This is a genomic window from Streptomyces sp. NPDC027189, assembly GCF_055566975.1.
Genome location: NZ_JBVHRI010000005.1, coordinates 344376 through 369243, shown reverse-complemented (window position 1 = coordinate 369243; position 24868 = coordinate 344376). Strand labels below are relative to the sequence as shown.

Genomic DNA, 24868 nt, shown 5'->3' with positions numbered 1-24868 from the left:
TTTCAGGATGACGTGCACCAGGCGTGTCGCCTCCTCGGGCGCCGCCGCGACGACCATGGCCAGCGGGTGGTCGTCGAAGCAGGCCGCGCCCGCCGACTCCCGGGCCAGCCGGCGAGCGCCAGCCGTGCGAAGCGCAGTGCCCGGGGGGTGTCGCCAAGGGAGTCGAACAGCGGGCTGATCCCCATCCGGGCGCGGCGCCGCCGCAGGGTCCGGAGGCTCAGAGTCTCGGCGTCCGGCACGGCGAGGGAGAGAACACCGATCTGCTGGTCCAGCAGCAGTCTCCAGGCCGAGGGCACGTGAGCCTCGCGCAACGCCGCCTCGATCCCGGGCAACGGTTCCTCTCCCGCCCCGAGGCCCGCGGCCACCACCACCGCATACGGTCCGTCCTTGGGCAGCCCGAGGTGGCGCGCCGCGTCGTCGAGGCCGGCAGGGTCCGTGATGTCGCCCCTGCACACTGCCTCGACCAGTGCTGAACGTCTCGCCTCGCGCTGCCGGCTCAACTCGGTGGAGGTCTCCCGGTATGCGGTGGCGAGCACCTCCGCGTACCGGCCGAACAGCATCCAGATCTCCGAGGATCCGGCTGCGAGCTGGGCCTCAGCCACCTCGGGGTGGCGCCGGGCCTCGTCGAGGATGTGCGCCCAGAGCGAGTCGAACGCGATCCGGTAGGCGTGCAGGGCGTCCACCAGCGGGACGCCCTGCTCGGCGCGGATCCGTCCGGTCTCGCGCGCCGGGCGGGAGTCGGGCTCGCTGCCCTCGGCGAAATACGCCAGGACGACCCGGGCATTGCGCTCCACGGAAAGCCGCAGCGATTCCCTGGGAACAACCGAATCATCGGCGTAGGAATCAACCTCGGCACGAATGCGCACCGCCAACGCCTCACTGATTTCGTGAAGGCGCTCCTGCAGCACCGAAGCGACACCGGAGAGGTCCATCTCCGCAGCTTATGGCGGGGTCCTTGTTTCTGGGAACAAGCAGTCCACAGCGATGCTGTATGTGCTGCCATAGACGCTCCTCATTACGGGCGGCAGCATGCCGCCAAGCATCGCTGGGACGCGCGATGCACGTAGTCGCAAGAGGAGACAGGCATGCCCAATCTCGCGGAGTTCCTGGTGGCGACGGCCGCCCGACAGCCGGAGCGCCCGGCGCTGCGGCTGGGAACGGCGACCATCAGCTACGCGGAGCTGGACGAGGCGAGCGCCCGAGCCGCCGCACTGCTGCGCGCCGAGGGGGTCCGGCCCGGCGACCGGGTCGCCCTGATGCTGCCCAGCTCACCCGAGTTCGTCATCCTCTACTACGGCATCCTGCGCGCCGGCGGCATAGTCCTGCCGCTGAACCCGCTGCTCAAGGAGCGGGAGGTCGCCTACCACCTGGGCGACTGCGGTGCCGTGCTGCTCTTCGAGTGGCACGAGGCGCCGGGTGAGGGCGACAAGGGCGCTGCCGCCGCCGGCGTGCGGCATCTGGTCGTCGGGCCCGCCGACTTCGCCGAGCGTCTCGGGCGGCACGAGCCCGATCGACAGGTCGCCGCGGTCGACGGGGACGACATCGCGGTCCTGCTCTACACCTCCGGCACCACCGGCCGCCCCAAGGGCGCCTCGCTGACCCATGCGAACCTGCGCCACAACACCGAGATCATCGTCACCGACCTGGCCAGGATGGTCTCGGACGACGTGGTGGTGGGCTGCCTGCCGCTCTTCCACATCTTCGGCCAGACCGCCACCCTCAACGCCGCGGTGAAGAGCGGCGCTCTGCTCGTGATCGTCCCCCGGTTCGACGCGGAGACCGTGCTCGACATCCTCGCTCGCGAGGGCGCCACCGTGTTCGAGGGCGTCCCCACCATGTACGCAGCGCTGCTGCAGCACCCGGCTGCCGCGAACGTGGATGTGTCCGCCCTGCGCACCTGCATCTCGGGCGGGGCCGCGCTGCCGGTGGAGATCCTGCACGGCTTCGAGCGCCACTTCGGCTGCATGGTGTTGGAGGCCTACGGCCTGTCCGAGACGAGCCCCGCCGTCTCCTTCTGCCGCCCCGACCGCATGCGCAAGCCCGGTTCGGTGGGGACGCCCGTCCGCGACGTCGAGGTACGGCTGCTGGACGCCGACGGACAGGAAGTGGCCACGGGCGAGGTGGGCGAGCTGGTCGTGCGCGGCCCGAACGTGATGAAGGGCTACTGGAACCGCCCCGAGGAGACGGCGGCGGCCATTTCCGACGGTTGGTTTCACACCGGTGACATGGCCCGGCGGGACGAGGACGGTGACCTGTACATCGTCGACCGCAAGAAGGACCTGATCATCCGGGGCGGCTACAACGTCTATCCGCGCGAGATCGAAGAGGTCCTGCACGAGCACCCCGCCGTCGCCCTGGCCGCCGTCGTGGGTGTGCCGGACGACAAGCTCGGTGAGGAGGTGGCCGCCGCGGTCGTCCTGCGCCCCGGTGCGCAGGCCACGCCGGGGGAACTGCAGAAGTTCGTCAAGGAGCGGGTGGCGGCGTACAAGTACCCGCGCCGCGTGTGGCTGACCGACTCCCTGCCGACCGGGCCCACCGGCAAGATCCTCAAGCGGGAGATCACCGCATCCAGCGTCTGAGGACAAGGGTTGAGGGCCTTCGAGCAGCTGTGGCGGCTCGGAGGCCCTTACTTCTGCCTGGCGACAGCGGTCGGAGCCGGGTGCGGTCGGCGCTATCCGATCCCGCCCGTACGCCCGGCGAACTGTGCGCGTCGGCGGGCCATCCACGCGGCGATCTGGGCCCGCGAGGTGAACCCGAGCTTGGCGAGGATCCGCTCGACGTGACCGTCGGCGGTGCGCTTCGCGATCACCAGCCGATGGGCGATCTCCCGGTTGGACAAGCCGGATTCGATCAGGGCGGCGACCTCCAGCTCCCGCTTGGTGAGTGGCTCGGTGGCATCGGCGCGCCGGGCCACGGCCGTGCTCCCCTCGGCGCCCAGGGCCAGATCGATCACATCCCGCAGGCGCCACAGCGGAACGGAGGGCTCGCCACCCCCGGAACTCGGCAGATCGAGCTGGTGGGCGCAGTGGCGTTCCGCGAACTCCGACACCTGCGGCCCGAAGGCGGCGATCGACGTGCCGAGGGAACGCCACACTCGCCGTGCCGCCTCGCACAGGGCGGCCGCGCGGTCCACCTCACCACGGTCGTAGGCCACCCAGGCCAGCAGGTCGGTGCACAGAGCGACGCCGATCCCTTCGGACGGGAGCTGAACCCGAAGTGCCGCACGGGCCGATCGCTCCGCCTCCTCCAGGTGGCCCAACGTCCACTCGGCCAGGCCCGCAGCCCAGAGGGAGAAGGCGCGGCCGGACCTGTCTCGGTACGTCTCGCACAACGCCACCGTGCTGCGGCTGATCTCCACGGCCTCGGCTGCCCGGCCGGCGCAGGCGAGCGCGGTGGCGAGCATATAGCGAGCGGCGAGTTCCAACTCACGATCACCGCGGTCGCGGTGTCCGTCGACAGCGGTCCGCAAGCCCTGCACCGCGGTGTCTGCGTCTCCGGTGAAGAGCGCCCACAGCGCCCCCCAGTGGGTGACACGCAGCTTCACACCGGGGTCGTCCAGTTCCTCCGCGAGGTCCGCAAGTGTGCTGAGCCACCGTGCGGCACTGTGGTGGTCCCCCTGGATCAACGCGATCCAGATCATCACCCACACGCCCTCGGCGCGCTCCGGCGACGGCGCGGTGACCGCGGCGAGGGCCGCCTCCATGCGCGTCCGGCCGTCGGCGAGGAACCCTCCGGACAGCCAGTGGTAGCGCAGCCGTGCCATCAGGCGCAGAGCGGCTCGTTCCTCCCCCGGAGTGGAGAGGCTCCACTGCACCGCTGCGACATGGTCCGCGTGCTCCAGGCGCATCCGCTCCAGCAGGGCCTCCTGCTGGGGACCGCACCACTGGTCGAGGACCCACTGGGCCCGGCGCAGCATGACGTCGCGATGTCTGCGCCGCAACTCGTCCGCTTCGCCGGCCTGTTCGGCGTGTTCGGCCGCGATCTCACGGACGGGAGCGAGCAGGCGGTACCGCATGGTGCCGACATCGCGCTCGGCCAGCAGGATCGACTGCCCGACCAGACGCTCGATGGAATCGACGACGTCGTCGGGGTGGAGCTCGCCGAAAGCACAGACCTCTTCAACGAGCTCAAGATCGAAGGTTGCGGGAAACACCGACAAACGGCGCCAGAGGATCTGCGCGGTCTGCGGGCAGAGCTGGTGGCTCCAATCCACCATCGCCCGCAGTGATCCGTGCCGCGGCCGGGACTCGGCGTCCGGCGCGGTCAACGATGCCAGTCGTCGGCCGAACCGTTCCACCACTTGCTCGACGGTCAGCGCGCGCAGCTTCGCTGCTGCCAGCTCGATGGCCAGCGGTATGCCTTCCAGTAGTCGGCACAGCTCGACCACGGCCTCAGCGTTGTCTTCGGTGACATCGAACTCGGGATCGACGGCACGCGCCCGCTCCACCAGCAGGCTCACCGACCCGTCCGCGATCAGCTGTGCAGCCGGGGTGGCCGGTTCCGGCACGCTCAGTGGCAGCACCGGCCGCAGCACCTCGCCCTCGACACCGAGGGGTTCCCGGCTCGTGGCCACCACGCGCAGCTGCGGAGCCTCGCGCAGCATGACCGGCACCGCCGCCCGCACGGAATCCAGCACGTGCTCGCAGTTGTCCAGAACCAGCAGCAGTTTGCGGTTGCTCAAGAAGGACAGCAGCTTCTCACGTGGCTGCGTGGCGGACTGATCGTTGATGTCCAAGGCGCTGACCACCGCGGACTCCACCTCCGCGCCCCCTGCACCGATGCTCAGATCGGCCAGTCGGACCAGCCACGCGCCGTCGGGGAAGCCGTTGCGAGCTCGATAGGCCAGTTCCAGGGCCAGCCGCGTCTTACCCACACCGCCTGCCCCGACGAAGGTCAGCAGCCTGGATTCCGACAGTGTCCGCTGTGCGACGTCGAGATCGCTCCTTCGCGCGATCAAGCGATTCAGAGACGGACCGACCCGGTTCCCTCCTCGTTGAGAGGCCTGGGCGCTAGTCATGCAGAGATCCTAGGCGAGTCCAACCCGAACACCACACCCTCGCGGGTCTGATCAATTCTCGCGACCACCCCCAGCAAGCAAAAGCCTGCTCGCAGCATCCACCCGCGACACCCATCTTGTCCCCGGCCTCAACCCGGGAGTCGGCGGTCCGACATCGCCCGCCGCCTCGGCGCGGCCAAGAGCACGGCGCACCGGCTGCTGACCATGCTGTGCAGCCGCGGCCTCGCGGAAAAGAAGCCGGCCACCCGCCAGGCGAAGCGGCGCCGGCCCACGCACTGCTCCAGCGCCGGCAAAGTGCTCGCGGCCTTCGACCCTGCCCTGGCGGCGGCCCGCAGGGCCGCCGGATTCCCGCCCCGCACGGACACCACCATCTGCACCGCGTCGGACTTCGAGCAGGCGCCGGCCCAGGTGCGCCGCACCGGTTACGCCACCAACCTCGGTGAGGCGATCGTCGGCGCCGCAGTGGCTGCCCGCGCGCCGGACCGGTCGGGCAGGGCCTGTGCCGCCGTCTCTCTTGTGACGTGAACGTCGGGTTCACCAGGGACGTGGGCCGCCCCGGTCCGATGGGTGATGGTCGCCGCCCGCAAGGTCGCCAAGAGCCTCGGCGCCTGACGCCGCCCGTGAGCACGGTTGCCCCACCGAGTGGGTGCGCCTGCGGTGAGTGGCAGTCGGGCCCAAGGCCCAGAGGCGGGCCGTCGCGCGCGGAGGACGAGTCCGCCTTCCTCGTCCCAGACCGGCACGAGCGCCGGGAGCGGGCCGCGCTGGGCGAAGGCGAAATGGGCGGATCCGCCCTCTCACAGTCGCCGCACGTTCATTCCCCCGTCGATCACGGTGGCGGTGCCGTTGACGAACGAGGCGCCCTCCGAGGCCAGGTAGGTGGCCAGCGAAGCCACTTCCCCGGGTGTGCCGAGCCGTCCCTGCCCCAGGGTGATCAGATCCTTCAGCGGCGTTCCGGTGGCGGCCTCGAACTCTGTGAAGGCGCGCTCGATCATGGGGGTGTCGATGAACCCGGGACAGATGGCGTTGGCGCGCACGCCAAGGTCGCGCAGCTCAAGCGCCATCACCTCGGTCATGCGCACGACACCGGCCTTGACCGCCGCGTAGGCGCCGAGCAGAGGGAACCCGACGACGCCGGCCAGCGACGCGAGGTTGACGATCGCGCCACCGCCGTCCGTCAGCGCGGGAACCGCGTGCTTGTAGACCAGCCATGTACCGCGCAGGTTGACCGAGTACATCCGATCGAACTCGTCCTCGGTCAGTTCGTGGAGGAGACCGAAGCACTCGACACCGGCGTTGTTGACCAGCACGTCGAGTCCGCCCAGGGCACGCGTGGCCTCGGCGACCGCCGCGGCCACGCTGTCGCCGGAGCGGACGTCGCAGGTGACGCCGACGGTGTCGTGGCCGATCTCCAGAGCTGCCTTGTCGGCCCCCTCGATGTCGGCGATCACGACGCGGGCGCCGGCGGCGACGAACGCTTCGGCGACCGCCCGGCCGATGCCCCGGTGCGCGCCGGTCAGCAGCGCACGCTTGCCCTCCAGAATTCCGGTCATGCTGTTTTCCTCTCCGGTCTGCGTGATGGTGATCGTGCTGTGGTGCCCCGCCATCGCACGCCGGACGGTGGCAGGTGTCCCTGGCGTGCGCTGAGCGAGCGTCAGAAGCGGTGCCCCGTGGGCATCAAGCCATCGATGCCGCGCGGGGCACAGGCCCGGCCGTGAACTCGCAGGGCCTGCTCAGCCGAGGGTGGCCGCGGCCTTCACCGTCTCGGCCTCGGCCGACAGCAGCGGCGCGAGGAAGTCGCGGATGGCGTCCTGGATCTCGGCGGCGCGAGGGATCGAGCCGGAGAGCACGAACGTGGTGTGGATCAGACCGTCGAGGCGCTTGCAGACGGTCGGCACACCGGCTTCCGTCAGCGCTCGCGCGTAGTCCTCGCCCTCGTCACGCAGCGGATCGATCTCCATGGTGACCACGAGTGCGGGCGGCAGGTTCGACAGGTCCTGCGCGTGTGCCGGGGCGGCCCAGGACGACGTCACGTGGGCAGGGTCGCCGAGATACCAGGCCGCCATGCGCCCGCCCAGCTCGGTGGAGATGATCGGGCCGCGCGCGAAGATCCTGCGGGACTCGGTGTCGGCGGTGAAATCGGTCGGCGGAGTGACGAGGACCTGGGCGGCAAGGCGCGGTCCGCCCTCGTCCCGGGTGCGCAGCGCGGCCACCGCGGCGAGGTTCGCACCGGCGCTCTCGCCGCCCACCGCGATTCGCTCCGGGTCGCCGCCGTACGCGGTGATGTTCTCCGCCGCCCAGCGCAGAGCCGCCATCGTGTCGTCGATCGCCGCCGGGAACGGGTGCTCGGGGGCGAGCCGGTAGTCCGGGGACACGACGAGAGCGCCGAGGCGCCGGGCCAGGGACGCGCAGGGCTCGTCGTACAGGTCCAGGCTGCCGGCGACCCAGCCGCCGCCATGGAGGAAGACGACCACCGGCAGCGGGCCCTCGACCGGCGGCCGGTACAGGCGCACCGTCCGCTCACCACCGTCCGTCGGGTACTGCGTGTCGGTGATACCGACATCCGAGGGAACCGGCAGCTGCAGATGCTTGAAGGTCTCGATGGCGCCTCGGATCTCCTCCAAGGAGGACTCCTCGAGCGGCTTGGCACCCATGTTCATCAGGCCGGCGAGGAGGAAGACGGCCGCACCGTCGATCTTGATCGAGTTCGGCAGGTCTCGCGCGTCCCCGTCGAGCGAGAAACCGGCGTACTCGGTCGCCTGGACCTCGGCGCAGATTGCGCGGTACATCGGCGCACCGGTGAACAGCGAGAGCGGAGTCCGCGGCTTGCCCGGAATATTGTCGCCCATGTACCAGGTGACCGCCTTGGGGAACAGGGTCACCTCGGCGACCTCCCGGACCACCTCGTTGTACCGGTCCTCGGCCGCGGCCGTCACCTCGGCCGTCCGGTGCCCGTGCGCGTCCGTATAGGCGATGAGGTCGGCGATGAAGTCGACGCTGTCCTCGATGGCGATCGGGTTGTTGAAGAGGGCCGCCGCGCCCTGCGGCCCGTTGACGTGGAACAGGTTCGGGAAGCCGTGGTTGGCCATTCCGATGTACGCGCGCTGCCCGTCGGCCCAGTGGTCGGTCAGTTTCCGGCCGTCGCGGCCCACCACGCCCATCCGCATCAGGGCGCCCGCGCCCACGTCGAAGCCCGTGGCGAGCACGATCACGTCGAACTCGTACTCCTCGGCCGTGGTGGCGATGCCCTTCTCGGTGATCCGCTCGATCGGGGTCGTCTTGGCGTCGACGAGACGCACGTGCGACAGGTTGAACGTCTCGAAGTACTTCGTCTCGAACGTGGCGCGCTTGGCGCCGTACGGGTGCCCCTTCGGAGTCAGCAGTTCCGCGGTCTTCGGGTCCTTGACCCGCTCCCGGATCCGGTCCCGGATGTAGTCCGCCGCCGTCTCGTTGGCGGCCGGATTGAAGATCAGGTCGAAGTAGGTGGACGCGAGCATCCGGAAGCCGCCGCCGTTGTAGTACGTGTCGTACGTCTTGCGGCGTTCCTCGGGGCTGTCCGCCATCGCGGAGCGCGTGGCGCGCGGGTACGCGGCGCCGGCCAGGCTGTTGCGCGACTCCTCCCGCAGCCTCGGGTAATCGGCGACGGTCTGCTCGAACTCCTCATCGGTGAGCGGACGGTTCCCGAGGGGACAGGCGAAGTTCGCGGTCCGCTGGAACACGGTCAGTTCGGCGACCTGCGGGGCGATCGTCTGGATGACCTGGATACCGGTCGAGCCGGTGCCGATCACGGCGACACGCTTGCCGGCCAGATCGACGCCGTCGGCCGGCCACCGGCTGGTGTGGACGACCGTGCCTCGGAACGTCTCCTGGCCCGGGAAGTCGTTCGGCTTGTTCACCGAGAAGGCGCCGGCCGCGTTGATGAAGAACCGCGCGATGGTGACGCCGCCGTCGTCCGTGCCGATGACCCAGCGCTGAGCGGCGTCGTCCCAGACCGCAGACGTGACGCGCGTGCTGAAGCGGTAGCTGCGGCGCAGGTCGAACCGGTCGGCCACATGCTCCAGGTAGGCCAGGATCTCCGGCTGCGCGGCGTACCGCTCTTTCCAGCGCCACTCCCGCTGCAGGTCCTCGTCGAAGGAGAAGGAGTAGAAGATGCTCTCGAAGTCGCAGCGCGCGCCGGGGTACTGGTTCCAGTGCCAGACGCCGCCGGGTCCCGAGGCCGCCTCGAAGGACTGAACCGACAGGCCCTGCTGGTTGCGGAGGCGGTGGGTGGCGTAGAGGCCGGAGAAGCCGGCACCCACGATGACTGCGTCGACATGTGTTTCGTCCATGTACCGACTCTGGGTTCAGCACGTTGCGAGGGCTACGGGTAGGGATACCTGATGGCATACCTGATCCCCTACCTGTCTTCTGCCGGGACGGTCGGCTGCGGCGACCCGGTTCAGATGCGAAACCGCTGGTGAATGGGGTGAACAGCCTGATTCGCGAGACTTCGGCGATCTTTTGCAACTGATTGCACAAACGTCCTCCGGGTCATACAACTGCTCGCATGTCGCAGCACGACTCAGGAGCAGGAGCCCCGCCGATGTCCCCCTACCCTCACCTGCTGAGCCCCCTCGATCTGGGGTTCACGACCCTGCCGAACCGTGTCCTGATGGGCTCGATGCATCTGAGCCTGGAAGAGGCCGAGCACGGTTTCGAGCGGATGGCCGCCTTCTACGCCGAGCGGGCCCGCGGCGGCGTCGGGCTCATCGTCACGGGCGGGATCGCCCCGGATGAGCGAGGTCGGGCCTTCCCCAGCAGCGCCAAGCTCACCACCGAGGCGGAGGCCGAGCAGCACGCGCTCGTCACCGAGGCGGTGCACCGCGAGGGAGGCCGGATCGCGATGCAGATCCTGCACACCGGCCGGTACGCCTACCACCCCGATCTGGTCGCCCCCAGCGCACTCCAGGCGCCGATCAGCAGATACGTGCCGCATGTGCTGACCGATGACGAGATCGAGGAGACGATCGAGGCGTTCGTCCGTGCGGCCGCGCTCGCCAGGACAGCCGGCTACGACGGCGTCGAGATCATGGGGTCCGAGGGCTACCTGATCAACGAGTTCATCGCCCCGGCCACCAACCACCGCACTGACCGCTGGGGTGGCACCTACGAGAACCGGGTCCGATTCCCCCTGGAGATCGTCCGTCGCGTGCGCGAACGGGTCGGCCCCGACTTCATCCTCATCTACCGCCTGTCCATGCTCGACCTCGTCCCGGACGGCAGCACCCTGGACGAGGTGGTCACGCTCGCCAAGGCGGTGGAGGCGGCCGGCGCCACGATCATCAACACCGGGATCGGCTGGCACGAGGCACGCGTCCCCACCATCGCGACCTCAGTGCCGCGCGGCGCGTTCTCATGGGTCACTCAGCGCTTGAAGGGAGTCGTTTCCGTCCCCCTGGTGACCAGCAACCGCATCAACACCCCGGAGGTCGCGGAGGAACTGCTGGCTGAAGGCAGAGCGGACATGGTCTCGATGGCCCGTCCCTTCCTCGCCGACCCGGACTTCGTCGCCAAGGCACGCGCCGGACGCCCCGACACGATCAACACGTGCATCGGCTGCAACCAGGCGTGCCTGGATCACGGTTTCACCGAGAAGACGATCTCCTGTCTGGTCAACCCGCGTGCCGGTTATGAGACGGAGCTGGTGCTGTCCCCGACGCGCCGCCGCAAGCGCGTGGCTGTGGTCGGGGCAGGTCCGGCCGGGCTGGCGGCGTCGGTGACGGCCGCCCAACGCGGCCACGACGTCACGTTGTTCGACGCCAACGACAAGATCGGCGGCCAGCTCAACATCGCCCGGCAGGTCCCGGGCAAGGACGAGTTCAACGAGACCCTGCGCTACTTCCGCGTCCAGCTCGACGAACACGGCGTGGACGTCCACCTCGGCACGAAGATCACCGCTGAGGCGCTGGCAGAGGGCGCCTATGACGAGGTCGTCGTCGCGACGGGCGTCACCCCCCGCATTCCCGACATCCCGGGCTGGGATCGCCCGAATGTCGTCAGCTACCTGGATGTGCTGCGCGACCGGATGCCGGTGGGCGAGCGGGTGGCGGTCCTCGGGGCGGGCGGTATCGGGTTCGACACCGCGCTCTACCTCACCGACCCGGGCGACGAGGCCAGCCGCCGTCCGGACGTCTACTTCCGGCACTGGGGCGTCGACGTCGACTACCGCACGCGTGGCGGACTGTGCCGCCCTGAGCGACCCACGGTGCCGCGAACCGTTCACCTCCTCCAGCGCAAGACCAGCAAGGTCGGCGCCGGTCTGGGCGCGACCACAGGGTGGATCCACCGGGCTGAGCTGAAGCATCGCGGGGTCACCATGGTCGCGGGAGTGACGTACCGGCGCATCGACGATCAGGGCCTGCACGTCACGGTCGACGGCGAGGAGCGAGTGATCCCGGTCGACACGGTTGTCCTGTGCACGGGCCAGGAACCCAACCGAAGCCTCTACGAGGAACTGCGCGAGGCCGGGCTGTCGGCACACCTCATCGGTGGCGCGGACCTCGCCGCGGAACTCGACGCCAAGGGGGCGATCCGCCAGGGCACGGAACTGGGGGCGACGCTCTGACGCCAAGCCGTCTCGGTACTCCGGCAGGTCCGCGATGTTCCTTCGGCGACTTCGCACCTCGACGACCGCGTCATGGGATCAGTTCGTCAAGCTGCTGTTCCGCCCAGATCGTCTTGCCTGTCGTGGAGTAGCGGGTGCCCCAGCGGCGAGTGAGCTGGGCGATCATGAAGAGCCCACGGCCGCCTTCGTCGAAGGTGCGGGCCCGGCGCAGGTGAGGGCTGGTGCTGCTGCCGTCGGAGACCTCGCAGATCAAACTCCGTTCCCTGATCAGCCGGAGCCGGATCGGCTCCGTGCCGTAGCGGATCGCATTGGTCACCAGCTCGCTGACCGCGTGTTCGGCGCGACGGCGGCGGCCTCCAGATGCCACGCGGCCAGCCGGTCCACAACCTCTCTGCGGATCGTGGCCACAGCTGCGGGATCAGGAGGCACCGCCCAGTCGGCCACCTGATCCTCGCTGAGCCTCTTGGTGCGGGCCAGCAGCAGGGCCACGTCGTCGGTGCGCGGCTGCGTGCACATGGACGCCAGGACGCTGTCGCACAGCGCGTCCAGTGACCGGGCGGGCTGGGCCAGAGCCCGTTGGAGGTCGGAGAGGTCTTCGTCAAAGTCGCCTTCCCTGGATGTGACGAGACCGTCGGTGAACAGAGCCAGCACGCTCCCGTCGGGAATGTCGAGGTCCACGGCCTCGAAGGGCAGGCTGCCGAGTCCCAGCGGCGGCCCTGTGGGCAGGTCGACGACCCGGCCGCTGCCATCCGGGAAGCCTGACATGACGTCGCGGGCACCACGCCATCCGTAGATGGCCTGGGCCGAGTCACCGACCATCACCAGTTGGGCGTGGGCGCGTTGGGCGGTGAAGACCTGCTCGAGGACAGGGTTGGTGTCCTGAGCTTCGTCGAGGAGGAGGAAGTCGGTCTCGATCTTCGGTTCGGTCAGAACCCACATCTTCAGATAGTGGTCGTGCTCGAAGCGGACCACGCCGTCCTCGGGATTCTGCAGGTCATTCCAGGCCTTCTCGATGAACGGCACGACGGCGTCGGCGAGTTGGGCGCGCTCATCCGGTGTTCCGAATCTGCGCAGCGCCGGTACGTGGTGGGGAGCAGGCGCTCCGTCGGCGGACTGGCAGAAGCGGGTGACCGCACGGAGCACGGTGTGGGACAGGGTCCTGGGGCTAATCTCGTGATCACCGATGCGGACGGGTGAGCTGATGCCGAGGGCCTGTCCAATGGGCCATGCAGGTTGACGTGGACTGTTGAGGCGGCGCGCGAAGCGGTGGCCGATGGCCGCGTAGACCGCGGCGTGTCTTGCACAGCACAGAGCGCGGGATCGGGCGGCGGCGTCGTTGGCGATGTCCTTGTTGAACGCGAGGTAGCGGCCCCGGTGTTTGGTACTCGCGGCGAGCAGGCCCAGCGTGCTGGTTTTGCCAGTGCCGGCCCCGGCCTGCAGTACCAGGTGGTGGCCGTCGCGGAAGGTGTCGACGGCGTGGGTCTGTTCGTCGGTGGGGGTGTGCAACAAGGGCTCCGCGGTCGAGGTGGGTCAAGGGGTTGTGAGGCAGCTGTTCGGGCGGCCATCATCCGTGTCGCTCGAAGGTGGCGACGCAGGGCGGCGACGCAGGGCGGCGACGGTCGAGCATGAGGCGGGCCGCGCAGGCGAGCACCTCGTCAGGGGCATGATGGACAAGGAGGCCTTGCAGTCATGCGGTCAGTTGCCAGGCGCGGACACATTCGTCTCGTTCAATGACCGCTACGACGGTGCGCGCGATGAAGTCTGCGGACTTCTGTCCCCGGGTTGCCGCGGCCTGGCCGAGCGCCGAGCGCGTGGTGCGGTTGAGGGCAAGGTTGAGCAGGACCTGTCGGCAGTATCGGGGTAGTGCGTGGTCATGAGCTTGTTCCGCTTTGGCGGACACCATCGGTGTGCTGGTCAGGCTGCGAGTGCGGTCTCGTATTCGGCGGGACTGCGGTAGCCGAGGCTGCTGTGCAGTCGGTGCAAGTTGTACCAGCCCTCGATGAAGTCGAAGATCGCGGTGCGGGCTGCGGCCCGGCTGGGCCAGGTTCTCGTGTCGAGCAACTCCCGTTTGATGGTGGCGAAGAACGACTCGGCGAGCGCGTTGTCCCAGCACTGACCGGTGCGGCCAACGGACAGGCGGATAGCGAACTCCGTTGCCAGAGACGCGAATTGCTGACTGGTGTACTGGCAGCCGCGATCCGAGTGGAAGATCACTGGCTGGGCGGGACGACGCTCGCGGCAGGCGGATGTGAGAGCGTCCGCGACCAGTTCGGTCCGCAGGTGGTCGGCGGTGGACCAGCCGACCACGCGGCGGGAGGCGATGTCGATGACGGTGGCCAGATAGAGCCAGCCCTCCTCGGTCGGGATGTAGGTGATGTCACCGCACCAGCGAGTGTCGAGGGCGTCCGGGGCGGGGGCGAAGTCGCGGACGACGAGGTCGGGCCGGGACACGGCCCGCGGGTCGGGGATCGTCGTCACCTGCCGCCGTCTGCGGTGCCGGCCCTGCAGCCCGGCCTTGCGCATCAGCCGCGCGATGCGGCGCCGTCCGCACTCCTCGCCCTCTCGTTGCAGGACGGCGTGGACTCGTGGGACGCCGTAGCTCCCGCGGGACCGCTCATGAACCTCGGTGATCTTCTCAGTCAGCTCGGCGTCGCGGACCGCCCGCGGACCGGGCCTGCCGGTGCGGCGGGTGTAGAAGGCGGCTCGGGAGACCTGCAGCAGTTCACACGCGCGCTTGACGTTGTGACCGTCTCGCTTCTCCGCCTCGATGAACGGGTGCACCGTCACCGGGTCTCCTTCGCGAAGAAAGCCGTGGCCCGCTTGAGGATGTCGACGTCCTCGCGCAGCCGGCGGTTCTCCCGCCGCAGCGCGGCCAGCTCCTCGCGTTCGCTGCTGGTCAGCCCGTCACGTTCGCCCGCGTCGACCTCGGCCTGGCTGACCCACAGCCGCACCGCGGTCTCCGTCAGATCGAAGTCCTTGGCGACCTGGCCCACCGAGCGGTCACCGCGCCGGCACAACTCGACGATCTCGGCCTTGAACTCCGGCGTGAACGAACGGCGAGGCCGAGGCTTCTTCTTCCCCATGCTCTCCATGATGGACATCCTCCCGGGGCAGAACCCCTGATCTCTGATGTCCGTCAAAGCGGATCAAGCCCATCGGCGAGGGAGCGCGGTAGCGCGGACAGGCGCTGTGCCGACCGCAGGACGGCCAGGGCCTTGTCGACCTCGCCCTTGAGGTGATCGATGATCACTTGCCGGTGTCTGCTGATCTGGTTCAGGTCGTCGGTGAGGCTCCGCAGCCGCGAGGTGAGGGGGATGTCCCAGCCGCGTGCCTGGGCGGTCAGTTCCTCGGGCGGGAGGATCAGGATCTGGCGACGGACGGGGATGTTCAGGGAGTCGTACTTGTCGGCGCCCGCGTGCTTCTTCAGCCCCTCGATCGCCTTGCGCAGATTCCGCTCATGTCTGGCCAGATCGTCCCGGGCTGTGTTCCTGGCATGGTCGAGTCGGCGGTGCTCGTGGCGTGCCGCAGCGGCGTCATCCGCGAACGGCTCGTCGGCGGCTTCCTCGGGAGTGAGAGCCGCGAGGGTTTCCGCCAGGATGGTGAACTCCTTGGCGGTGTCCTTCGCCGCCTCCCATGCCAGGCCGGCCGCTGTGTGCAGGGAGGTCACCGAAGCCTCCGCGTCCGCGGCGGCCGACTGCTTCGACCGGGCTTCCTCGACCGCTTCCTGACATGCGGTGATGTCGCGGGGCTGCCGCTCCAGGGGCATGGGGGCAACGCTCTCCGAAACGAACACCCGGAATTCGCTCTCCCGTTCTTTGAGGGCGTTCTCCTGCTGTCCTTGGGCGAGTTGAGCCTTTCCGACCGCCTCTTCGGCCGCGTTCTGCCTACGGCCCGCGCGCCGTAGGGCTTGTGCGCGGGTGGTCGCGTCGGAGGCCTCCGGAGTCAGCAGGAGTCGGTGGGCCTGGTCACGAGGAGCATCTTCCAGCGTGGAGTACTCGTCGCTGGCCTCCGTTTCCTCCGCCTCCGCCCGGATGAGACTTCGGCGCAACTCGTCCGGCACATTGGCTTTCTCGTAGTTGTCGGATGCGGTCTTGTAGGTGTTACGCAGCAGAGCAATGGGCTCGTGTGGAGCATCCGCCTCGTCAGGGACACCTTGCGCGCCGGGCAGTGCCGCCCGTTCCTTGAGCGCGTCTTCCTTGATCCGGAGTTGTTCACCGGCTGTGTTCCTGTGTTCTTTCGCCAGACGGCGGTGTTCGTCCGCGGCAATCAGGGCTTGGTCAGCCGCTTCGTTCTGCTGATCTCGTCGTACTTCGGCGGCACGGGCCAGGTCTGACCATCCCGGGATCTGGGCCAGTCGTTGGGCGATGTCGTCGAGTCTGTCACTCACCGCCCTCAGACGGTCCCGCTCGCTCGCGGCCGTGCGTTGCGCTGTCCGGTTTTGTGTCTGCCGCTTGACCAGTTCGGTGACGCCGCGCCGTCGGTCGGCTGTGAGTTTCTCCGCCGTGGCGAGATCCTCGGCGGCCACAGCAGCCCTTTCGGATAGGGCTGCGACGGCACCAGGCGGGTAGCTCTCCCGCCATGTGGCGATCCGATGCCTGAGTTCCTCGTCCCTGCGTTTGGAGGCCACGACCTCGGCGAGGCGCTGTATCCGTTGGGAGCACCGCTCCTCAACGGCCCGGTGTTCGGTTTCGGCTGCGTCGTGGTCGTACAGCGCGGGATGGAAGGGGAGCGTGAACGCGACGCCGTCCGGTTGCCCGGCCTGTAGGGATTCGAGTGCCTCGCTGGTGCCCACGGCCACGTAAGCGGTGGGCTGGGGTGTCAGCGCGGCGAGGATGTCACGGGCCTCACTCACATCACCACCGGAGTTCAGCAAGACGCCGCTGACGAGATGGGGAGCCCTGGCTATGAACTCCTCGCGCTTGTGCTGGGGGTAGTCCGCAAGATGTTCCCAGCCCGGCCAGGCGTCGATCTGCCGGTCCCTCAGGATCCGGCAGGCTTCGGTCACGACGGCCGGCGGAGGCAGCAGCCGCCCATCGGCCAGGGCCAGCCGGGCTTGCTCGTCGCGGGCGTCCTCGATCCGCAGCGCAACGTGTTCCCGTTCGGCTTCGGCGATCGCTCCGGCAAGACGCTCGACCAGGAGGTGCGCGTCCTGGTCGAGGTCGACTCGTTCGCCGTCGAGGAGCTCGGTCAGCCGTGGCTCGGATTCCAGTGCCGTCTTGGGACCCATGGCCTGTTCCAGCCTGTCCTGGAGGCGTTCGGCAGACTGACGTGCCTTCCCCTCGTTCTCCTTCGCGTCGTCCAGGAGCCGCTGGACCTCGAGGTGTTCTTCGGCGAGCGCTTCCGCCTCCTCTGCCAGCGCGTCGACCTTTTTGCGTGCGGCTTCGAGAGCGTGCTGTGCGTCCTGGGCGGCCTGCGGCAGCGCCTCCGTGTCGGCTGCCAGTCCGTCGGCCACGGCCTGCTGGGCGTCTGCACGGACCGCCTCCATACGCTGGACGAGGCTCTGCCGCTCGGCCTCCGCTGCGGTCGAGGCCTTGAGCGACTCCTCTCGCTCGCCGCGGACTTTCGCCTCGGCCTCGTCACGTTGACGCGCCGCCTCCTCCTCATCGCGTGCCCGGGTTCCGGCTTTGCGGACGAGGGCCGAGAGCCCGGCGGCAAATGCCCTGGCGGCCTGCTCACGCGCCTCGAAGGCAGGGCGGGCCTGTTCCTCGCCTGCGTTGACCAGCTCACGCAGCCGGGTCGCCTCGCCGGTCTTCTCCTGGTGGCGCAGTACGACGGCTGTCGCCTGCCATCCTGCTGTCAGGGCGTTGGCATCGTCCCGCTCAGTGGACGCCCGCGCGACAAGAGCCCTGGCCTCCTCCAGACGCATCGCGGCAAGGCTGAGTCGCTGCTCGGCCACGGTCGCGCTCCACCGCTTGGCCAAGCGCGCGGCGTCGTCACGTTCCCGTGCGAGACGGGTCGCCTCCTGCTCCAGTTTCCCCAGGCGGGTGTCGTCGTCCTGGACGCGACGCTTGAGCTGCCCGGCGAACTTCACCAGGCCCTCCTCGGCCTGTTGGACGTGCTTCCGTGCTTCGGCCTCCGCGCGTGACGTCTCGATTAGCGGTCCGTGGAGTTCGACTGTGTGCTCCACGAACTCCTGCTCCAGCAACAGGCTCCGCCTCCGGGCGAGCTTGTCCAGGTGCTGGGACACCAGCTTGGCCAACTCGGTCAGGCTGTCCTGCTTGATCACGGCTTTGAGCAGGAAGTCGACGAAGCTCGCGTCCGAGTCGAGGTCGAACGCGCGTACCGCCTCACCCTCGCCCTTGTTCATCACCCGCTGGTAGCGGAAGAGTTCGGAATCGATGCCGACCTTCGCCAGACGCTCCGTCCAGTCGGTTTGGGACTTCGGCCAGTCGAGTCCGAGACGGGGGTCCGCATCACTGAGTTCGAGCAGTTCATTGCGGTAGGAGTCGAAGGACAAATAGCGGCGTCCGCCGTCGGTGATCGGCAGAGTGTCCAGGGCCAGCGTCTCGGTGGGGTAGAAGTAGTACCACCCCTCCTGGAGGTTGTCGGCGGCCTTGGAGACCGTCTGGTTCTTCCACGCCATCGCCTTGCCGGTGACAAGGGACCGGCCGTTCACCGCGTGCGTCCATTCGAGAGCGACGTGTGAGACGTCCTGGGCCAGCACGTAGTTGTCGAGGAGACGGGGGTCGTCGGCCCCCTTAACGAGGCCCCGCCCCGGGAGCAGCACCGAGAACACCAGCTTGAGAAGCACGGACTTGCCGCCGCCGTTCTCGAGGAAGAGCACGCTGGCGGGCGACGGACGCAGTGTTTGCGTCACGGAATCGAACAGATCTGCCTGCTCCTGGGCGACCGGACGGCCGGCACCGCTGAGGTCCAGAGTCACATCCTGGAACCGTGCGCCCGCGGGGCCGACCGAGCAGAGGCGGATCCGGGAGAGCTCGTAGTTCATCGTGTTTTCCATGCCCGAGCCCGTCAGTACAGCGTGCCGGAATCGGAGACCCGCACGATGCCTGCGGCAACCGGTCCTGCGGGGGCACCTAGGCGCAGCAACTCGTCGTACGCCTGGACGCCTGCCAGTTCGCGGACCTGGAGTTGGTAGCGGCTGGTCGTGCGGTAGACCTTGACCGAGCGCTCGTCGTCCTCGGTCTCGGTCAACATGCCCTGGTCGACCAGGTAGCGAAGGGCCTTGCCCACGATGGCCTCGGTGGACGGCGGGGCGACGCGGCCGTCGCTGGTCGAGCCGGCCTCGGGTCTGCGCAAGTACACGCGCCAGGCACGCTCCAGTTCGAGGGCGTCGGTCATGGGGTCGCTGTTCTCCTCCGATCCGGCCACACGCTCGGATAGTTCCTGGCATGCGTGACGTACCAGTTGGTCCACCGTCGGAACCGTGGCCTGGCCGACATAGCCGTCGTCGGCGAGGTCCTCGGGCCGCGGGAAACAGCAGGCGGCGATGGCCAGGTGGGCGATGCCGTGCAGCACCCGCTCTGCCTCTCGCTGATGGGCCTGGCGCGCCTGCCGTGCGTAGTGATCGAGTTTGGTCTCGAACACCGAGCCCGGCAGAGCCCCGAAGACGGCACCGGCACGCTGGGTGATTCCGATGACCCGCAGCCCGAGGCCTGCCGCGCTCCTTCTCACGAGTTGCTCGAACGCCGGTTCCTCGTCATAGCGGCGGACGAGGGCCGCGTAGTCGGCGTCCCGGTGCGGACGCAGCCTGGGGCGAAGGCCGTATCCGACGAGCCGTGCCGCCTCCTCCGCGTCGTGCTCGCTGTAGGTGCCGAGGACCCCGCTCATCGGTTGTCGCCTCCGGTGTTCTTCGTGGTCGGTTCCGGGCCGTCGGCAGTGGCCGGGTCCACGAGCCGTGCCGTGGTGAGGAGCAGGTCGTCTCCCTCGAAGTCCTGGCTGTCCAGGCCGGCGTCGGCGTGCACGGCCACCAAGACCCGGGGATCTCCGCGGCGCAGGGCTGTTCCGGTTTGCGGACCGTACGCGTGCAACGCCAGGAGTGCTACGAGTTCGGGAAGCTCGGGGTCGAGGGCTGCCGCTTCGTCTAGAAGACCGGACAGCGTGCGTACTTCGTCCGGCAGGTCGAGGAGCGCGTTGGCCTGTTCCCACTGGCGGTTAGTGAAGCGCTTCTGCTCTTCCAACGTCTCCAGGTCGGGTTCGAGGACTTCTCCCGCGAACCGCGTGCGCTCCGGTGCCGGGCGCAGCAGCAGGGGAACGAGGGTGGCCAGGTCCGGAAGATCGCGGACGACCGGGCCCGAGGAATCCGTGAAGTATCGGTCGGCTAATCCGGAGACATCAGTGACCGGCAGTTCGAGAGCAGGCGTGAGGAGGTGGCCGTACAGGTCGAGGGTCTGGCGCTGGGGAGTGTCGGCGAACTGCTGGCGATCCTGCTGCTCCCGGAACAGGTCCCGGGCTCCCATGAGGTGGGTGTGGAGCTTGATGTGGCGTCGTACGCAGTCCTCGACGATTTCGACGAGTTCCGCCGCCCGACTCTTGCGCACGGGCTCCTCCGCCTCGTCGCGTGCCTCGGCCATGTACTTCGCGATCGCCCGCTCGGCCTTGACCCGTTCCTCGACGTGGGCGAGCGCGTCGTCGAGCAGTTTCGGGACCTTCTCCTGCCAGTCCACCGCCTGCACGTTGCGCTTGGTGGCGTCCAGCTGGACCCGGATCATCTCCCCGTACTGGATCGTACGGATACGCGCCTGCTCGGCGATCTGCTTGGCGTCTGCCAGCTGGCCCCGCCTGATCAGGTTGTCGAGTTTCACCTCGGCGGCGACCTGGGCGGACTCGACGTCGGTGTCCAGGGCGCCGACCAGGACGTTCAGAGCCTCGTGCGAGGCACGCAGGTACAGCTTGCCCGTGGCGTCCCTGCGCTCCTCGATGAGCTTGAAGTCGAACGTGTGCACACGGTAGACGCCGTCGGCGTCCACTGCCCCGTACGGGCGGCGGAACGCACGATCCACGTCCCCGACATTGATCAGACTCTCCAGTACCCAGGACGTGACCCGCGCGTGCTCCTTGGCTGGGCGCTGCGACGCCTGCCGCGCGACGAACCGCTGGACTCGGTCCACGATGTGCTGGTGACTGGCGCCCGTGTCGAAGTCCATGGTGATCGCGACCTGGTCGATGGTGTACAGAGCGATCTCCGCCATCAGATAGGTCTTCGCCTCGGCCCACTCGATCATGCCCTTACGGGCGTCGAGCTCGTGCAACGGGGCGGTACATGCCAACGCCTTCGCTCTGCGGCTGAGTCCTTCGTCAACCGTGACAGCAGGCTCCCACGTCTCGTCTCGCACAGTTGACACACTAGCCATGTACGACTAGTCCGAACTCGGGTTTTCTCAGCCTATGTCGCCCCCGCCTCAGATTCGCCACACGACTCAGCCGTCTCGCTGTCCCGATATGGGTCCGGTACCTCCTGGTCTCCGGCTGGACGGATGACCTCGAAGCTGTGGCAGGACTGGCGGACTTCGTGACACGGCTCGCCACGGGCGACCAAGAGGACATCCTGCCGTTCCGCGAGCTCAGCGGCGCGATGCACGAGGCCCTCGGCATCCCGTTCCCGCTGCGCAACGCCCAAGTTCTACGCGGGAGTCGATACAGCCGATACGGGAGATCGGCCTGAAGGCCTACTTAACCGGAGTGAAGCGGTCGATCAGGTAGCGGGCTACACCAGTCAGAGCCTGTAGGCGGAAGCGTGCCTCGCCGGCGTGCGAGGCACCCGGATGCGGTCCGTTGGTGTGCGTGATCTGCCACAGGCCGCGTACGAAGGAGCCACCGTCGTTGTCGGGCAGCAGGCCCTGGTCGACGAGGTACCGAATGGCCGCTCCCCCCGCGCCCTGCACCGTGGTGGTAAATCCGTGGGCAGTGGCCACGTATACGGCGACAGCCTCGAACATCGCTCTCAACTGGCCGTTCGCCGCCTCGAAACGCTGCTCCACCAGGTTGTCCACGGCCTGGCGGTAGCAGTTCCTGGCGACGGTCAACCCGAGCCGACCGAATTCGTGCTCCAGCGCTGTGATCTCGTCACTAAGCGGCGCGCGCGGCTCGTCGAGAGGCAGGAGACGCGCACCAAGCAGCCGCGACCTGGACCTGCCCCACATCTCCTCGGTGGTCTCGTACTCCGCGACGAGGTCCAAGCCATCCGACCTGAGTGCCTCCCGCAGCTGCCAGAACGGGGTACCGGCAGGAACATCCCCGTCCTCGGCGGGCGCCGTCCGCTCCGCGACCAGGCGGACGAACTCGTAGAGCGCCTTACGGGCCGCCAGATCGGCGTCGGCGGCCTGTTGCTGTGCGCCTCGAACCGTCCGGACCACCAGTTCGGCCTTACCGTACGAGTCGGATGGCATGAAGCCGTCCAGGCCGGCCTTCATGAAGAGGAGCTCCAGCTCGGCCTTGGAGAAGACATCCTTCGCGATGTCCGCCGCGCACCCGATCACGGGCGACGAAATCAGTTTCACCTCGGCATCGTCCCAGCCCGGCGGGAAGCGTGTCGTGCCGTTTTCATCTCGATCACCGGAATCGGTGCTCGCGACGCGGTCTGTTTGGACAGCGCCCCCGTCCGCCGCCTCCAGCAACGAAAGGCACCACTTCGTCCGCTACGACGAGGACAGCGACACCTGGGTCCTCGGGTGTATCGACGACGTCATGAATGTCTCTGGGCACCGCAGCTCCACCGCCGAGGTGGAGTCCGCGCTCCTCTCGCACCCCGATGCCGCCGAAGCCGCCGTGGCGGGCGTCCCGGACGCCACCACGGGCCAGGCCATCGTCGCCTTCGTCATCCTGCCCGGCGCCACGGAGGAGACCGACGCGTCCACGGCCGGGCTGCGCGAGCACGTGACCCAGCAGATCGGCTTGATCCCCAAACCTCGCCGGGGCCTCCTCCGTCGAACGTCCGGCGCCTACGGGATCGAGTTCACCAGGCGCTCGGCATCGCCGACGAGGAACCGGCTCACCCCGTCACTCACTCACAGTGAGCATCCAAGCTCATGATTCGCCAACTATGCCTCTCATGATTTGCCAACAAGGATTCTCCACGCGCTCCTGACCTGCGCGTCTCAGTCCATGATTCGCCAACTAAAGTTCTCGGTCACAGGTGTTGTGACTTGGCGCTTCAGCCGGCGACTTGAGTGTTGTGGTCGGCGAGCGAGCTGATCTCGCCCCCGACACGCAAGCTCTCGCCGCCGGAATCGACCGAGACGCCGCAGCCCAACCCACCCGGGGTCATGGCGTATGAGCACGCAAGGCTCACGTGTCGGGGTGTCGTCAAGGCTCCGCGTCAGGACGGGGCGAGGACGCAGAACTCGTGACCCTCCGGGTCGGCCAGGCACGTCCACGGGACGTCGCCCTGGCCGAGGTCGAGGTCGGTGGCGCCGAGGGCCCGCAGCCGGGCCACCTCCGCTGCTTTGTCGTCACCGGGGTACGGCAGCAGGTCAAGATGGACGCGGTCCGGAACGGTCTTCACGTCGGGCGTGCGGAGGAACTCGAGATACGGGCCGACACCCTTGGCGGAGCGCAACACCGCATGATCGTCGGACACCTCGTGCAGGGTCCAGTCCATCGCCTCGTCCCAGAACCGGGCCATGGCCCGCGGATCCGCGCAGTCGACCACCACCGCGGCAATCGGCCCGGTGTCCCGGTAGATCTCCCGAGGCTCCAGCACGCAGAACTCGTTGCCCTCCGGGTCGGCGAGGACCGTCCACGGCACGTCGCCCTGGCCCACGTGGGCGGGCGTCGCACCAAGAGCCTGGAGGCGCGCGACCAACTCCGCCTGATGGGCCGCCGAGGTGGTAGCAAGATCGAGGTGCACACGGTTCTTTGTTGTCGTTTTGGGTTCCGGGACGGGAACGACGTCGATGCAGACGGCGACCGGGTCCGGCCAAACGAAGCCGCCGACGGGTCCAACGTAGGTGGTCACGCCGGGTCTGAAAACACTCCAGCCGAGCGCCTCCGCCCAGAACCGGCCGACCGCCAGGCCATCAAGAGCCTTTATGTTCACCTGAACAGGTCGCAGTGCCATGCCGGCGATCCTATGCACCCGCTCTGCAACGACATCCGCACCGTCGCCAGACATCTCGGTCACACGGACGCCTGACCTCGGGGCGGCAGGAGCCGCCGACCCACTCTTGTCTCATTGCCGAACCGGTGTGCGCGGCATCCGTATGCTCCGGGCATGAAACCCTTCCGGCCACGGGGCCAAGACGACGCCGGACGGATGACGAGATCCCCCTTGGCCCAGGCCATGGCCCTGTACCAGGCCGGACGCTATGCCGAGGCGGAGGCCGAGGCTCGCGCCGTTGCCGCGGCCCGGTCCCGGCCGCGCGACGACCCGTACGCGCCGCTGGCGCTGAGCATCGCGGCGCTCGCGACGGGCGCCCAGGGCCGCCACGCCGAGGCACTCGCCGCCTACGACACAGTGCTGCCGGTCTTCGGCAGGATCTTCGGCGCCGAACACCCGCAGACCCTGAAGCTGCGCTCGGACCGAGCCCAGGCGCTGGCCGCGCTCGCCCGGCACGCTGAATGCGAGGCGGAGTGCGCGGCCGTCGCCCGGGCAGCGACCCGCGGCACCGGGCCGGAGATGCCGCTCATAGCGGCGGCCGCCCGCAATGGACTGATCTACGCCCTCAACGCGCAGGGACGCCACCCGGAGGCCGAGACGCTCGCCCGCGAGGCCCTCGCCGCCCATCGTGTACCGGACCGGCTCACCCTGGTCCTGCGGCTCGGCCTGACCCGCAGCCTCAACGGCCAGGCCCGCCACGAGGCGGCTCTCACCGAGGCGGAGCGCGCCGACGAACTGCGCCGCAGCCTGCCCGAGGAGCAGTGCCGCTCGGAGACCGGCGCCGTCGAGCTGGCCGTGGCCACCGCCCTCCTGGGGCTGGGCCGCGGTACCGAGGCCCGCGCCCGGGCCGCAGCCGCCCACGATGCCTGCCTGGCCTCCTTCGGCCCGGACCATCGCCGCACCGTCGAGGCTCGGGCGCTGCTCGAGCGCAGCGACGGCGCTTGACCGAGCGCGCGAGCGCGGTCCGGTGCCGCACCTCCCGCTGAGTGCCGCGCCACCAGGCCGGGCCAACCACTACGGCGCTGAGCGGGGCCAACTCAAGCGCTGAAGGGGCCAACTGAATCGCTGAGTCACTTCGGGGCTGGACCTCGAAAGCCCGACCACTCGCGATTACGCAACCAATGGTTGCGCAACCCCTGATTACGCGCTGGCGTAATGCGCAACCAAACGTTGCACATGGGGAAGAGGTGAA

Annotated in this window: 18 protein-coding genes and 1 pseudogene; 6 read left to right on the top strand and 13 right to left on the bottom strand. The window is 68.7% G+C overall.

Annotated features, from left to right (window positions below):
- Nucleotides 1-2: 2 nt before the first annotated feature.
- Nucleotides 3-932, bottom strand: coding sequence for an RsbRD N-terminal domain-containing protein (locus ACZ4RZ_RS15235; RefSeq protein ID WP_467744828.1), 930 nt, complete (start codon nt 930-932; stop codon nt 3-5).
- A 153-nt stretch (nt 933-1085) separates the two neighbouring features.
- Here ACZ4RZ_RS15235 and ACZ4RZ_RS15230 point away from each other — a divergent pair, with 153 nt between their 5' ends.
- The gene (locus tag ACZ4RZ_RS15230; protein ID WP_467744826.1) at nt 1086-2579 is read left to right on the top strand and encodes a long-chain-fatty-acid--CoA ligase; all 1494 of its coding nucleotides are present in this window, start codon (nt 1086-1088) and stop codon (nt 2577-2579) included.
- 92 nt (nt 2580-2671) lie between these two features.
- Here ACZ4RZ_RS15230 and ACZ4RZ_RS15225 read toward each other — a convergent pair whose 3' ends face one another.
- Nucleotides 2672-4957, bottom strand: a complete 2286-nt coding sequence (locus ACZ4RZ_RS15225) for an ATP-binding protein (RefSeq protein ID WP_467744825.1) — start codon at nt 4955-4957, stop codon at nt 2672-2674.
- A 114-nt stretch (nt 4958-5071) separates the two neighbouring features.
- Between ACZ4RZ_RS15225 and ACZ4RZ_RS15220 the strand changes: the two genes are divergently transcribed.
- Entirely contained in the window at nt 5072-5542 is a 471-nt protein-coding gene (locus tag ACZ4RZ_RS15220; RefSeq protein WP_467745062.1) for an IclR family transcriptional regulator domain-containing protein, read from the top strand.
- Between the two features lie 269 nt (nt 5543-5811).
- Here ACZ4RZ_RS15220 and ACZ4RZ_RS15215 read toward each other — a convergent pair whose 3' ends face one another.
- Together ACZ4RZ_RS15215 and ACZ4RZ_RS15210 are read right to left on the bottom strand one after the other, a co-directional pair.
- Entirely contained in the window at nt 5812-6567 is a 756-nt protein-coding gene (locus ACZ4RZ_RS15215; protein WP_093629636.1) for an SDR family NAD(P)-dependent oxidoreductase, read from the bottom strand.
- 180 nt (nt 6568-6747) lie between these two features.
- Nucleotides 6748-9342, bottom strand: a complete 2595-nt coding sequence (locus tag ACZ4RZ_RS15210; protein WP_467744822.1) for a flavin-containing monooxygenase — start codon at nt 9340-9342, stop codon at nt 6748-6750.
- Between the two features lie 254 nt (nt 9343-9596).
- On the opposite strand from ACZ4RZ_RS15210, the gene ACZ4RZ_RS15205 reads away from it, so the two are divergent.
- Complete coding sequence (locus ACZ4RZ_RS15205; protein WP_467744821.1) at nt 9597-11618, top strand: oxidoreductase; 2022 nt, start codon at nt 9597-9599, stop codon at nt 11616-11618.
- A 70-nt stretch (nt 11619-11688) separates the two neighbouring features.
- On the opposite strand, the gene ACZ4RZ_RS15200 is transcribed toward ACZ4RZ_RS15205, so the two are convergent.
- The 7 genes from ACZ4RZ_RS15200 to ACZ4RZ_RS15170 all read right to left on the bottom strand — a co-directional run bounded on the left by ACZ4RZ_RS15200 (nt 11689) and on the right by ACZ4RZ_RS15170 (nt 20830).
- Nucleotides 11689-11934 (bottom strand): ATP-binding protein, encoded by a 246-nt coding sequence (locus ACZ4RZ_RS15200; RefSeq protein WP_467744819.1) that lies wholly within the window; start codon nt 11932-11934, stop codon nt 11689-11691.
- Nucleotides 11931-13124: a UvrD-helicase domain-containing protein gene (locus tag ACZ4RZ_RS15195; RefSeq protein WP_467744818.1), complete on the bottom strand. Its 1194-nt coding sequence runs from the start codon at nt 13122-13124 to the stop codon at nt 11931-11933. The genes ACZ4RZ_RS15200 and ACZ4RZ_RS15195 overlap by 4 nt, the downstream gene beginning before the upstream one ends.
- Nucleotides 13125-13532: 408 nt before the next feature.
- The gene (locus ACZ4RZ_RS15190) at nt 13533-14405 is read right to left on the bottom strand and encodes an IS3 family transposase (protein WP_467744816.1); all 873 of its coding nucleotides are present in this window, start codon (nt 14403-14405) and stop codon (nt 13533-13535) included.
- On the bottom strand, nt 14402-14710 hold the full coding sequence (locus tag ACZ4RZ_RS15185) for a transposase (RefSeq protein WP_467744814.1): 309 nt from the start codon (nt 14708-14710) through the stop codon (nt 14402-14404). Before ACZ4RZ_RS15185 ends, ACZ4RZ_RS15190 begins: the two co-directional genes overlap by 4 nt.
- Before the next feature lie 44 nt (nt 14711-14754).
- Nucleotides 14755-18579 carry a coiled-coil domain-containing protein gene (locus ACZ4RZ_RS15180; protein WP_467744812.1) on the bottom strand — a complete coding sequence of 1275 codons (3825 nt, stop codon included), beginning with the start codon at nt 18577-18579 and terminating at the stop codon, nt 14755-14757.
- A gap of 11 nt (nt 18580-18590) precedes the next feature.
- Nucleotides 18591-19409 (bottom strand): hypothetical protein, encoded by an 819-nt coding sequence (locus ACZ4RZ_RS15175; RefSeq protein ID WP_467744810.1) that lies wholly within the window; start codon nt 19407-19409, stop codon nt 18591-18593.
- The gene (locus ACZ4RZ_RS15170; RefSeq protein WP_467744808.1) at nt 19406-20830 is read right to left on the bottom strand and encodes a hypothetical protein; all 1425 of its coding nucleotides are present in this window, start codon (nt 20828-20830) and stop codon (nt 19406-19408) included. Before ACZ4RZ_RS15170 ends, ACZ4RZ_RS15175 begins: the two co-directional genes overlap by 4 nt.
- A 239-nt stretch (nt 20831-21069) precedes the next feature.
- Here ACZ4RZ_RS15170 and ACZ4RZ_RS15165 point away from each other — a divergent pair, with 239 nt between their 5' ends.
- Nucleotides 21070-21243, top strand: a complete 174-nt coding sequence (locus ACZ4RZ_RS15165) for a hypothetical protein (RefSeq protein WP_467744806.1) — start codon at nt 21070-21072, stop codon at nt 21241-21243.
- Between the two features lie 4 nt (nt 21244-21247).
- On the opposite strand, the gene ACZ4RZ_RS15160 is transcribed toward ACZ4RZ_RS15165, so the two are convergent.
- Nucleotides 21248-22195 carry a hypothetical protein gene (locus tag ACZ4RZ_RS15160; RefSeq protein WP_467745077.1) on the bottom strand — a complete coding sequence of 316 codons (948 nt, stop codon included), beginning with the start codon at nt 22193-22195 and terminating at the stop codon, nt 21248-21250.
- Nucleotides 22196-22220: 25 nt separating this feature from the next.
- On the opposite strand from ACZ4RZ_RS15160, the pseudogene ACZ4RZ_RS15155 reads away from it, so the two are divergent.
- Nucleotides 22221-22493: pseudogene (locus ACZ4RZ_RS15155) on the top strand (AMP-binding enzyme); the annotation flags it as partial.
- 403 nt (nt 22494-22896) lie between these two features.
- Here ACZ4RZ_RS15155 and ACZ4RZ_RS15150 read toward each other — a convergent pair.
- Nucleotides 22897-23637 carry a VOC family protein gene (locus tag ACZ4RZ_RS15150; protein WP_467744804.1) on the bottom strand — a complete coding sequence of 247 codons (741 nt, stop codon included), beginning with the start codon at nt 23635-23637 and terminating at the stop codon, nt 22897-22899.
- A gap of 195 nt (nt 23638-23832) precedes the next feature.
- Between ACZ4RZ_RS15150 and ACZ4RZ_RS15145 the strand changes: the two genes are divergently transcribed.
- Nucleotides 23833-24621 carry a tetratricopeptide repeat protein gene (locus tag ACZ4RZ_RS15145; RefSeq protein ID WP_467744802.1) on the top strand — a complete coding sequence of 263 codons (789 nt, stop codon included), beginning with the start codon at nt 23833-23835 and terminating at the stop codon, nt 24619-24621.
- Nucleotides 24622-24868 lie beyond the last annotated feature (247 nt).

Excerpts from the sequence above, each read along its gene's own strand:
- ACZ4RZ_RS15175 (WP_467744810.1), bottom strand. The coding sequence starts at position 19,409 with ATGAGCGGGGTCCTCGGCACCTACAGCGAGCACGACGCGGAGGAGGCG.
- ACZ4RZ_RS15215 (WP_093629636.1), bottom strand. The coding sequence starts at position 6,567 with ATGACCGGAATTCTGGAGGGCAAGCGTGCGCTGCTGACCGGCGCGCAC.
- ACZ4RZ_RS15150 (WP_467744804.1), bottom strand. The coding sequence starts at position 23,637 with ATGGCACTGCGACCTGTTCAGGTGAACATAAAGGCTCTTGATGGCCTG.
- ACZ4RZ_RS15145 (WP_467744802.1), top strand. The coding sequence starts at position 23,833 with ATGACGAGATCCCCCTTGGCCCAGGCCATGGCCCTGTACCAGGCCGGA.
- ACZ4RZ_RS15205 (WP_467744821.1), top strand. The coding sequence starts at position 9,597 with ATGTCCCCCTACCCTCACCTGCTGAGCCCCCTCGATCTGGGGTTCACG.
- ACZ4RZ_RS15185 (WP_467744814.1), bottom strand. The coding sequence starts at position 14,710 with ATGGAGAGCATGGGGAAGAAGAAGCCTCGGCCTCGCCGTTCGTTCACG.
- ACZ4RZ_RS15230 (WP_467744826.1), top strand. The coding sequence starts at position 1,086 with ATGCCCAATCTCGCGGAGTTCCTGGTGGCGACGGCCGCCCGACAGCCG.
- ACZ4RZ_RS15235 (WP_467744828.1), bottom strand. The coding sequence starts at position 932 with ATGGACCTCTCCGGTGTCGCTTCGGTGCTGCAGGAGCGCCTTCACGAA.
- ACZ4RZ_RS15180 (WP_467744812.1), bottom strand. The coding sequence starts at position 18,579 with ATGGAAAACACGATGAACTACGAGCTCTCCCGGATCCGCCTCTGCTCG.
- ACZ4RZ_RS15210 (WP_467744822.1), bottom strand. The coding sequence starts at position 9,342 with ATGGACGAAACACATGTCGACGCAGTCATCGTGGGTGCCGGCTTCTCC.